Genomic DNA, 10,611 nt, shown 5'->3' with positions numbered 1-10,611 from the left:
GCATTTCTCAACGATTCGATGAGTGCTGTAGCGACCTCCGAGTCGTTGAACAGGCGGGTCAGCTCCTGATGGGCGGTCAGCTCCTGATCGGCGGTCATGACCGGGGAAACCGTCCTTCCAGTAGCTGCATCCTGACCTGGAAATCGGCCTTGTCTCGATCGTGGTGGCGCTGGAAGAACCACGTCGGCAAGCGTGGCTGGAGCCGTCGCATGTGAAAGAGCGTGTCCTGCACCTGCCGGGCAAAGAGCGTTAACGATGCGGACGTGGCGAGCACCGGTGACGACGGCTCTTCAATGGCCACACGCACCAATCCCAGCACGCGCAGCCGTTCCCGGGTGCTGGCCATCTGCGTGCGGTACATTTCCAGGCACAAGACCAGCAGGGCGAGCGAGGGCACGAACCATCCGGTGATCAGCGTGCTGACTGTCGCGCCGATGGCGAGCGTGATCAGCACGCCCGTGATGGACCACAGCACCAGAGTTCCGAGCATTACCTGGGAGAAGCGGAGCCGGATACGCGAGCCCCAGGCTAGGTTCTGCTCCAGGCAGAAGAGCAGGTCGTAGGGCGGCGCCGCGGTCTCCGCCACAAGGTAGTATCCCCGCAGCCGGTTCTCATCGCCGCGGAAACGACGGCTGAGCCGGCTGACTTCGTCCTCGCTGATGCGATCACCGACCGCGACGCGATTCCACGGCAGGCCAAGCAGGTCGGCGTCGAACATTTCCTGGAGCGTCGCGGCCGACCGCAGATACCGCTCGGCCCAGGGCGCCATCACCCCTTTGTAGACCGCGACCCAGAGCGCGCCGATGAGGACGACCGCCGGACCATATTGTGAACCCGGCCCGGTCAACAGGCCCGCGACGGCCAAGACGATCGAGATGGTGAAACTCAAGGCCTGCGTGCGCTGGTTGTAGAGGTGAGTCACGGCGACGGCCTTGAGCAGGCGGATGGCCTCGACGCTGTCCTGCCGGTTGGTGATGGGGTGGATACTCGTCACTGCCCCTCCCGCGCATACCGGTCGACGCAGTGAGTGTCACACGCCCGATGGCTCCGCGGAAACGCTGTGGCGCTACGTGGCCGCGCGGAATTCAAGCACTCCTGATGGTGGTCAGGGCTGGGCGCCTAGTACTCGAGCCGCATTTAGAGATCGATGAGTTCTCGTTGTCGGTGGTAGTGGCATCTTCGAGCACGGACTTGGTGGCGGCGTCGCCAGCGTAACCAGCGCAGATGGTGTTCGGGTGGGCTTCGCGGCGAGTGCAGGAGGGTGCGGAGGCGGCGCATCTCGTTGACCGTCAGTGGAACTGACACCGCAGGACGGAACACCCATGTCGCGAGCCCCGACCGGCGCCCCGGCCTCGTGCGCGCTGCCACCGCAGCGCGAAGACGTCGATCACGCCGACCGACCGCTCGTCGTCGATGCGTCGTCCGGCCCCGCGAATATGCCACCCCAGGAACCGTGCACATACTCGCCGGCCAAGAATGGCTCCGCCAGCGCAACGGGGAGGTGGTCCCAAGTTCGAGGGCCGCCTGATCGTCACAGCGGCTTAAGACGACCGCCTGGGGGGTGGCGGGCGGGCATGCGCGTCTTGACTCTCAACCTGTGGGGACGGCGAGGGCAGTGGCCCAAGCGACGCGAGGTGATCACTGAGGCCGTTCGTCAGTTGAATCCCGATCTCGTCGCATTTCAGGAGTCGATCAAGACGGCGCACGATGACCAGGTCGCGGAGCTACTCGAGTCGGACTACCGCCTGGTGCACCAGGCGGAACGGGAGCCAGATGGTCAGGGCATCGCGATCGGCAGCCGATGGGAGGTCACGGCGGTCTACGAGGTCGATTTGAACGTGACTCCTCGGACGGCCGGGACCGCCTGCACGAGCCTTATCGCCGAGATCGCAGCGCCGATCGGCCCAGTGCTGCTCGTCAACCACTTCCCCAGCTGGCAGCTCTCCGGTATGAGCACGAGCGAGAGCTGCAAGCGGTGGCCGCTGCCCGGACGATCGAGAAGATCCTGGGCGACAGGCCCATGCATGTGATGGTGGTCGGAGACTTCGATGCCGCGCCGGACGCGTCCAGCATGCGGTTTTGGACAGGACGGCAGTCGTCGAACGGTATGAGCGTCTGGTATCGGAGACTGCTGGGAACGGATCAGGCCGAACGAGCCAGGTCACACGTACCCACCGAACAATCTCCTCATGGAGGACGGTGACTGGCCGTTCCGCCGGATCGACCACCTCCTGGTCCGCTGTGGTTCGCACGGCTGCCCCACCCTGGACATACGCGATTGTGCGCGTGTTCTCAAAGAACCAGTTAACGGCGTACAGGCCAGCGACCCTTACGGGCTCGTCGCCGATCTGGGCCCCATCACGTAACCCGCGTTTCCAGGACCCCAACCGGCCTCCAGCCCTCAACTAGGCCAGCGCCGCCGGGGTGGACGCGCCGCGCCGCCGCAACGCGGTGACGACCGGCGCGATGCGAACATCCCGCCCCCTTTTCGGCCCGGTGGCATCCGTCATAGACAAGTCGACTGCGGGTTGGTGATCAACAATCTCGCGACCATGGGGAAATCAATAGTGTTTCTGGAGCGCGTTTCAGACAGTGGCTGTTGCGATGCCGTCGGTGTCGCCCGGTGGCCTGGAAGAGACCCTGCCACCTTCCGATGGGGTGCCGTGTTTCGCAGTTGGGCTCGTTGCAGCAGCGTCCGCAGTCCCGGCAACGATTGCGGGCGCCGTGGGCGGGGGCGAGATTGGCGGGGTGGTTAGGGCTCGCCGCCTATTGCGATCCAGCGCCTGATCGGGATCGTGTGGTCGGCGTAGGTCGCGCAGCCGTGACCGCAGATCCGGCAGATACAGCCCCCTCGGTGAGGGCCTGGGCGCGCGGACGTGGCGCGTTGGCGGCCCTTGCACCTGGGCGGTGCGGGCTGGCGTCCGATGAGGCCGTCATCGTCGTTTCCGGGGCCGGGTAGGTGTGAGGACGCAGGTTACGCACAATGGCGAGTGACTTCAGCCGTCGATGACGAGGTTGTGGCGAGGGGTCGGCTGGGGTCGTGGCGTGGGTGCTGTGCCGGGTGACCGGGCGGTCTTCTGTTACGCCTCGGGCGAGGGGTTCGTGGACGCGTTGAGGCGCACCGGCGACGCCTGCGACCGCATGCTGTCGTGAGCCGTGCGCTCGGCTCGGCGGCCCCAGGCGGAGATCATGGGAGCGAGGGAGAGGTCGACGCGGCCGGTGGCGATGTTGGCCAGGTGGTCGTCGATGTCAGTGATCGTCGCCAGCCCGGCGGCGACGAGGTTGTCGCGGACGAGGCGGATCGTCTGCGCTTCCAGGAGGTTGCAGGCCGGTGAGGTGACCGGGAAATAGGCGTCGGCGCTGACCTCGACCAGCCCCGTCTCCCGCAGTAGCCGGGGCAGCTTTCTTCCATAGGCCAGGTCGACGCCGCGGGAGGCCAGCAGTGAGCGGACACTGGTGCGCAGCCTGTTGGCCAGCTCCTGCTCGGGACCGTATTGGTCCAGGCAGGCCAGGGGCTGCAACGCGGGGTCGGCGTCCTCCACCAGGAGCAGCCCGCCAGGCCTCAACGAATCGGCCATGGAGCGCAAGGCTCGCTGCCGGTCGGTCACGTGGACCAGCACGAGCCGGGCGTGCACCAGATCGAAGCCGCCGCCCTCGGGCGGTGCGTCACGGCCCACGTCATGGCGCAACACCTTCACCGCGTCCCCCTCGGTCGCCCGAACCCAGGAAGTGTCGATGTCGGTCGCCACCACCTGGCCGGTCGACCCGACTCTGTCGGCCAGCCAGGTCACCACCGACGGGCCACCCGCACCCACCTCCCAGCAGCGCCAGCCCGCAGCGATGCCGAGCTGCTCGATATGCCGGAACGTGGACGGGTCGAACAGCTCACTCAAGGCATCGAACCGGCTGTCCGCCTCCTGTAGGGCGTTGTCAAAAAGGTAACCCTCGCCAGAGGAATCTGGCACGGCGGACGTCATGCCAGCCATCATCGCATCGGACCACGGGTCGCACTGGCCGTCGTTGTCGGGGCTGCAAAGGGGAAGACGCGGCCCACGGCGGCGCCGATATGGGTGCCTCGAGTGGTGGCCGTTTGCACGTGGGGCGAGTGGCTCGGCGCGGGCGTTCCCCTGCATGCCCTCCCATCGGGACATGACGCCCGGGACGACGCGCCGCTGGGCGAGATCGCGGCGGTGCTGTTCCCGCTCTTTCACGAAAGTGGGCGCTCAGCTCAGGGGCGCTCCTAACCCTCTCGGCTCGTTCGGGCATGCGACACACGCCCTCGCCCGTCCACGGAGAACACAACCACCGACTCGGCGATGGTGGGTTCGCCCCGCCGCCATCGCCCGCCGCCGGCGGTCGTCACGAAGGCAGTGGGCCAGAAACTCCACTCGGCGGGGTGGGCATCACGGCCGTCGGTCCCGGTGGTGTGCTGCCCACGATCGGGTTGTTCGCCTTGACGGATCTGGCGCCGGCCGAGGTCGCCGGGACAGCCATCGTCACGCACGTCGCCACCGGTGTGCTGGCCACGGCGGCCTACACCCGGTCGGGGCAGTTGCGTGAGCCCGAGACGCGGCGGACGGCGTTGCTGCTGGCGGGCAGCGCTGTGATCGGCACGCCGCTGGGGGTCGTCATCAACGGATGGGTGTCCGACCGCGGCTTCGGGGTGGTACTGGCGGTGTTCGTGGCCGGTGCCGGGGCGTTGGTGTGGTATCGCGAGAGCCGCCGCCGACCGGACGCGGTACGGGTGCATCCGCCCGCGGCGCTGGTGGTCGGGCCGGGCTTCGCCGTGGCGGTCGCGGCGGGCGTCGTCGGGATCGGCGGGCCGATGCTCACCGTCCCGTTGCTGGTCGCCTTGGGGGTGCCCGTGCTGGAGTCCCTCGCCTCCGCCCAAGTCCAGTCGATCGTCATCGCCGGCGTGGGCACGGTCGGTTACATCAGCCAGGGCGCCGTCGACTGGCCGTTGGCCGCGCTGGTCGGCGTCCCCGAACTCGTCGGGGTGCTGCTGGGCTGGAAGATCGCCCACGCGTTGCCCACCCGGGGCCTGAAGTACACCCTGATCACCACCTTGTTCGTCCTCGCCCCCTATCTCGCGCTGCACGGCTGAAGTGAGAGCGGCCACGTCGCGAGGGAGTGCCCGCTGGGCGCGGGCCCGTGGTGCGCGTCCGTATGCCTCGGGGATCGTGTCCGGCGTCGGTCGGGGCGTAGACCAAGGCCGCCATTCCTCCGACGGCCAGGGCCTGGCCGCGCAAACGGAGCCCCGGGCTCGCGGATCGGCCGACTCTCGCGGGAGATCGCCTGCCACCCGAACACCTCCTTCGGCGGCTCGCCAATGACCGGCCTCGCGACGATGGCGGAACGGCTCGCCTCCGTGCACGGGCGCCTCCCGGTCGTCGGCCTGGCGGCGGCATGGCTTTCGAGTGTCTGGTTTGGGTCGGCAGCCGCTGTATTGGAGTCGGGTGGCCAACGAAGGTGGCCAGGGCCGACATGGCGCTGAGGCGATGCCCTCAGTGCACCGATCGGCGGCAAGGTGGCCAGGATCCCGGGGTCGGGGTGAAGGGCGGCTCGCTGGACGGCGATGCCGGTCTCGCCTTCGACATTCGGTCCGGTGTCGATCTGAAGAACACCTAGGACTACGCCGACGAGCGTAAGCGCGAGCAGCCCGTGCTGGTCGGGAGGGCTCGACGTCGTGGCCAGGACGGTCGCCGTACGTTCCGCCTCGTACCGTTTTGTCGATGTTACCTAGCACAGTGCGTTCGTGATTTATGTGTTCAGGACTTCATGTTGGAGACATCCTTGCCTGCGCCGCCAAAGATCGGAGAGCGGCTTCTGGAGAGCGATCTCGCCGACGGGGGTGAGCGTGCTCTGATCCGCTTTTGTCTGTCACCGCTTGAGTGACGCGTCCTGGAATGCCGTCTGGCGGCCTGGTCGAGCGAGCCGCGTTGTCCTGCCTGATGAGGGTCAACGCCGTCCCCACGACTCCGGCCCCTGTCTCGGTCGGTCGTTGCTGATGGCAGCGTGTATTGAGGTGCCGGGCGCGGTCCTGGGTGGTCAGGTGGAGTACTGGCCGTTCCAGGGGGCGCAGAATCCGAGGCGGTCGGGGTAGAGCTCTGCCCAGTCGTCCCCGTTCTCGCCGTGTTGCTCGATGACCAGTCCGAACAGCACGTTGTCGACCGTCAGTTGGAAGGGGCGGATCCCGATGCTTCCGAACTCTCGCTGGGACAGCGCGTCCAGCAGCCCCGTCATGCGGGCCTCGGCGTGGGCGAGGACCGAGTCTGGCCGGCCGTGGTGTTGCTGCTGTTCACGCCAGGTCCCCGCGCACCAGACGTCGGAGTCGATGTGGTGACCGTCGAAGTCGAACCGGTGCAGGACGGCGTAGAGGCGTTTGGCCTCTTCCCAGCCGTCGCCATGGCGGTGCCCTTCGGGGAAGGCGTAGGTGATCGAGGCGAGGAACTGGCCGTCGGTGCATCGGCCGATCCTGTCGGTCCGGTAGTCCGGCTCGTAGGCGATGGGGATGATCTCAGGGACTGCCACGGGCCGAACCTTAGCTGGAGGCGCCGACAGGCCAGCCGCCACCGCCCGTGCCCACATCGGGTGCGATCAGCCGAAACCTGGTAATGACGCGCTGATGGGGAGCAGCTTTTGATCGTTGGGCATCTCGGCCCGGCGACGGGTCGAGAAACAAAGGGTTGTTTCGGTGAGGGAGGTGCACTGCGAGGCGGGTGTTGTCGGCACGGGCGTCGGGTCTGGGGAGAGATGGCCTGGATGGGTTTGCTCCGATGATGCTCGGGTGGACGCACTTGACCGTGATTGCGTGTGGCGTCAAGTCGTTGGGCCGAGGTGTGAACGAGCATCGCGTTCAGGGCGTGGCGCGTTCGTGAGTGGCGAGGAAATGGACGCTCGGCAGCGGCCCTAGCTCGTGGTCGGTTGCGGCGAGGCGAGATCTGCCAGGCCGCCTTGGTGGTGTCGGGCTGTTCTGGTGCGGGGCGTGGAGAGGTGGCGTCGACGTCCTTGGGAGGAACGCCATGGTGGCCGGGGCGGGCGGCATGAGTGGTGTGAAGTTTCTGGATGCGAAAACTTTCCTAGTGCGAAAGTTTGGGTTAGGGTGGGGGCGTGAGTGAGGGACGCACGGTGGAAGGTGGTCCGCGGGGCGGGCTGCGGGAGCGGAAGAAGCGGGCTACTCGGGAGGCGTTGACGCTTGCGGCCTTGCGGCTGGCGCTTGAGCGCGGGTTGGAGAACGTGCGGGTCGAGGACATCGCCGCTGAGGCGGAGGTGACGACGCGGACCTTCAACAATTACTTCTCGAGCAAGTACGAGGCTGTGGTCGCGCGCCATGTCGATCGGATGCGGCAGGCGGCGGAGGAGCTTCGGACGCGGCCGGTCGGTGAGCCGTTGTGGGAGGCGGTTACGCATGCTTTGCTGGCGCCTTTGGCCGGGGCTGACCGGGCGCATGAGAGTCCGGCTCCGGAAGTGCTTGCCGGTATCCGGTTGATCGCGGGTGAGCCCGCGCTTCAGGCCGAGGCGTTGAAGGCCGGTCTGGCGGCTGATGGGGAGTTCGCTGCGGTGGTCGCCGAGCGGACTGGCACTGATGGCGATCGTGACCTGTATCCGCGGCTGGTGGCGGGGGCGGTGGCGGTTGCTGTTCATGTCGCCACTGATCAGTGGTTGCGGGCGGATTCGCCCGTTGCGCTGGTCCCGTTGCTGCGGGAGGCGGTGGGGCAGGTCGCTGCGGGGCTTCCGGTTCCGGCGGGTGGTCTGTCCCGGTAGCGCATTCGTTTTTGTTTGGTTCGCGGCCAGGTGGTCGCGTTATTCGGCATGCCTCGTACTAGGAGAGGGCTCCCGTTATGACGTTCCGGGGACGAACGCGTCCTGCGAATGAGCTGGTCTGGTTGATGGTCGCGGTGGTGCTTGGAGCGGTCATGATGCAGCTGGACGCGACCATGACCAACATCGCCTACAACACGCTGCTGCGGGAGTTCCATTCGTCGCTGCTGACGGTGCAGTGGGTGGGCACTGGCTACTTGCTGGCGATGACGGTGGTGATGGCGCTGTCGGGATGGGCGCTGGAACGTTACGGCGGGAGGACGATGTGGACGGCGTGCATCGTCGTCTTCCTGGCCGGTTCGGTTCTGTGTGGGGTGGCGTGGTCGGCTCAGAGCCTGATCGTGTTTCGGGTGGTTCAGGGGCTCGGTGGCGGCATGATCCTGCCGCTGGGTATGGCGGTGCTGGCGCAGGCGGCCGGGCCGAGTCGGCTGGGGCCGGTGATGAGTGCGATGGGGGTTCCGGCGGCGTTGGCGCCGGTGCTCGGTCCTGTCCTTGGTGGGGTCATAGTCAGTGACCTGGGCTGGCGATGGATCTTCTTCGTCAATGTTCCGGTATGTCTGATCGCGATCGTGGTGGCGTGGCGGGTCATGCCTACGGCCACGACCGCGCGTAGGGGGCGGCTGGACGTCATTGGGGTGCTGTTGTTGTCACCGGCGTGCGCTGTTGTCGTCTATGGCCTGACGGAGGCTGGTCGGTTCGCGACTTTCGCTGACCGTCATGCTTTCGTTCCGCTTGTTGTTGGTGTCTTCTTGCTTGTCGGCTTCGCTGTTCATGCGTTGCGTAGCCGTGTTGAGCCGATTCTTGATTTGCGGCTGTTGCGGATTCGTAGCTTCGCGGCTTCCTCGCTCGTGCTGTTCATGGGCAGCATCGCCTTGTTCGGCGCCACGGGGCTGCTGCCCCTCTACTTCCAGCAGGCGCGTGGTCACAGTGTGCTGCAGACTGGGCTGTTGCTCATTCCCCAGGGCGTGGGGATGGGGGGCTCGCTGTTCCTCGCCGGTCGGTTCACGGAAAGGGTTGGTCCTCGGTTGTTGGTGCTCACTGGGCTGAGCCTGGCCAGCGTGGGCAGCCTCGTCTTCACCAGGCTCGGTCCGGATACGAGTGAGGTGCTGCTCGGCATGGCGCTGGCGGTCACCGGCGCTGGGGTGGGGGCCGTCATGGCTCCGGCCATGGCCGCGGCCATCGGGGATGTTCCGCGGGCCGCGATTCCTCGCGCGAGTGCTGCCAACAGGGTCATCATGCAGCTCGGTGCGTCCTTCGGCAGCGCGGCGATTCTCATCGTCCTACAGCGGCGGCTCAATCGGCTGCCCGACCTACAACGGCCGGATCCGGCGGCGCTGGCCGACGCCTATGCGGCCACCTTTTGGTGGATTCTCGGGTTCGCTGCCACGGCGATTGTGGTCGCGCTCGCCATGCCGGGCCGGAAACGTGACGGCATTAATTCGGTGGGCATCGTGGATGCACCGCCACGCCGTTGAACTGTGTTATGGAGTGCTGAGCTCTTGCTTTGCGTTTCGGGTGGTGGGCACTCTCTGTTGGGTTCTTAAGAGACCAGTGTGCGTGGCCTTCTCTCCTTCTCCAGGGGGTGCAGGTCCGGGTCTGTGGCTGCCAGTGGTCGTAGGCGCAGCATCAGTAAGGCGAGGGATACGAGGGTCACCAGGCCGAGGGTGGGGATGACGATGCCGAGGGGCACCCGCCCGTCGGCTGCGGCTAGGACTAGGCCGATGAGGGGGACCGGGGCGAAGTTCAGCGTGTGGACCGCCGCTACCGTCCGGCCGAACTGGTTTGGTCGGACCACCGTGATGCGGACGATCCTGATCACGACGGTGAACATGGAGTCGCCGACCATGAAGATCGCCACGAGACCGGCGAACACCCAGAACAGCGAGGCCGAGGTCAGCAGGGTGAACACCACTGCCTGGGTGAGAGACGCGGCCGCGGCCACCCTCAAGAGGCCGAATCTGCGGATCAGGCGTTTCATTGCCGGCATCGTTGCCATCGCGGCGAAACCGGCCACCGTGTACATGGTGCCGAGGACGCCCTCGGAGTGCCCGTACGTCCCGACGACCAGCTCGGGCGCGGCCGTTTGGACGGCGCCCAGCAGGAGGTTGACCAGCATCGTCGCCGCCACGAACCCGAGCAGCACGGGGATCCGGACGATCGTCCGGATCCCCGTCGCCAGCTCGCTCGCCAAGCCGGGGAGGGAGCCGCCGACGGAGCGGCTTTCGGTCTCGGACGACCGGGGCAGGCTGAGTGCGATCGCCAGGCTCATGGTGAACAGGATCGTGATGATCAGGGCGGTCCAGACCGTGTCGAGAAGGACCAGACCGCCGCCGATCGCCGGAGCGAGGAGCAGTGCCCCCTGCTCCAGCGACCCCAGCAGGCTCTGGGCGCCGGGCATGATCTCGGCGGGGATCAGACGTCCCGCCAGCTTCTCGCCCGCCACCAGGGTCTGCTCGCAGCAGACCCCGGCGACGATGGAGAAGACGATGACGGTGGCGCCCGCCGCGTCCGGATACAAGACGATCGCGGCGACGCCGACGACCCCCGCGATGCATCTGATCAGATCGTTGACCACGTAGAAGGCGGCCACATCGAAACGGTCGGCGAGCAACCCGCCGATCGGGAGGGCGATCAGTCGGGGCGCCCACTGCGCCGTCAGCGCGATGCCCGACCACGCGAGGCTCCCCGTGAGTTTGAAGGCCAGCACGGGCACCAGGAACAGCAGCAACTGATCGGCCAGCCAGCCGATCGCCCTCAGCGCGTAGTAGCGGGAGCGCGGACCGCGCATGG

The 10,611-nt window shown here is 67.0% G+C and carries 8 protein-coding genes; 4 read left to right on the top strand and 4 right to left on the bottom strand.

Going from position 1 to position 10,611, the window contains the following annotated elements; genetic code table 11:
* Nucleotides 1-94 precede the first annotated feature (94 nt).
* Nucleotides 95-994 (bottom strand): S-4TM family putative pore-forming effector, encoded by a 900-nt coding sequence (locus tag ABD808_RS25280; protein ID WP_344900946.1) that lies wholly within the window; start codon nucleotides 992-994, stop codon nucleotides 95-97.
* Nucleotides 995-1,574: 580 nt separating this feature from the next.
* On the opposite strand from ABD808_RS25280, the gene ABD808_RS25275 reads away from it, so the two are divergent.
* Nucleotides 1,575-2,030, top strand: coding sequence for an endonuclease/exonuclease/phosphatase family protein (locus ABD808_RS25275; RefSeq protein WP_344900943.1), 456 nt, complete (start codon nucleotides 1,575-1,577; stop codon nucleotides 2,028-2,030).
* A gap of 1,050 nt (nucleotides 2,031-3,080) precedes the next feature.
* On the opposite strand, the gene ABD808_RS25270 is transcribed toward ABD808_RS25275, so the two are convergent.
* A complete protein-coding gene (locus ABD808_RS25270) occupies nucleotides 3,081-3,977 on the bottom strand; it encodes a class I SAM-dependent methyltransferase (protein ID WP_344900940.1) in 897 nt (298 codons plus the stop codon).
* 419 nt (nucleotides 3,978-4,396) lie between these two features.
* Between ABD808_RS25270 and ABD808_RS25265 the strand changes: the two genes are divergently transcribed.
* Nucleotides 4,397-5,104, top strand: coding sequence for a sulfite exporter TauE/SafE family protein (locus ABD808_RS25265; RefSeq protein ID WP_344900937.1), 708 nt, complete (start codon nucleotides 4,397-4,399; stop codon nucleotides 5,102-5,104).
* A gap of 944 nt (nucleotides 5,105-6,048) precedes the next feature.
* Here the strand turns inward: ABD808_RS25265 and ABD808_RS25260 are convergent.
* Complete coding sequence (locus tag ABD808_RS25260) at nucleotides 6,049-6,531, bottom strand: hypothetical protein (RefSeq protein ID WP_344900934.1); 483 nt, start codon at nucleotides 6,529-6,531, stop codon at nucleotides 6,049-6,051.
* A 579-nt stretch (nucleotides 6,532-7,110) separates the two neighbouring features.
* Here ABD808_RS25260 and ABD808_RS25255 point away from each other — a divergent pair.
* Together ABD808_RS25255 and ABD808_RS25250 are read left to right on the top strand one after the other, a co-directional pair.
* Entirely contained in the window at nucleotides 7,111-7,764 is a 654-nt protein-coding gene (locus ABD808_RS25255) for a TetR/AcrR family transcriptional regulator (RefSeq protein WP_344900931.1), read from the top strand.
* Nucleotides 7,765-7,841: 77 nt separating this feature from the next.
* Nucleotides 7,842-9,296, top strand: a complete 1,455-nt coding sequence (locus ABD808_RS25250) for a DHA2 family efflux MFS transporter permease subunit (protein ID WP_344900928.1) — start codon at nucleotides 7,842-7,844, stop codon at nucleotides 9,294-9,296.
* Nucleotides 9,297-9,361: 65 nt separating this feature from the next.
* Here the strand turns inward: ABD808_RS25250 and ABD808_RS25245 are convergent, their stop codons facing one another.
* Nucleotides 9,362-10,609, bottom strand: a complete 1,248-nt coding sequence (locus ABD808_RS25245; protein ID WP_344900925.1) for an MFS transporter — start codon at nucleotides 10,607-10,609, stop codon at nucleotides 9,362-9,364.
* Nucleotides 10,610-10,611: the final 2 nt, after the last annotated feature.

Origin of the sequence: Actinomadura meridiana (assembly GCF_039537545.1) — a bacterium.
GTDB classification, from domain to species: domain Bacteria; phylum Actinomycetota; class Actinomycetes; order Streptosporangiales; family Streptosporangiaceae; genus Spirillospora; species Spirillospora meridiana.
This window is presented reverse-complemented; position numbering and strand designations above follow the sequence as displayed.

Excerpts from the sequence above, each read along its gene's own strand:
- ABD808_RS25275 (WP_344900943.1), top strand. The coding sequence starts at position 1,575 with ATGCGCGTCTTGACTCTCAACCTGTGGGGACGGCGAGGGCAGTGGCCC.
- ABD808_RS25270 (WP_344900940.1), bottom strand. The coding sequence starts at position 3,977 with ATGACGTCCGCCGTGCCAGATTCCTCTGGCGAGGGTTACCTTTTTGAC.
- ABD808_RS25250 (WP_344900928.1), top strand. The coding sequence starts at position 7,842 with ATGACGTTCCGGGGACGAACGCGTCCTGCGAATGAGCTGGTCTGGTTG.
- ABD808_RS25245 (WP_344900925.1), bottom strand. The coding sequence starts at position 10,609 with ATGCGCGGTCCGCGCTCCCGCTACTACGCGCTGAGGGCGATCGGCTGG.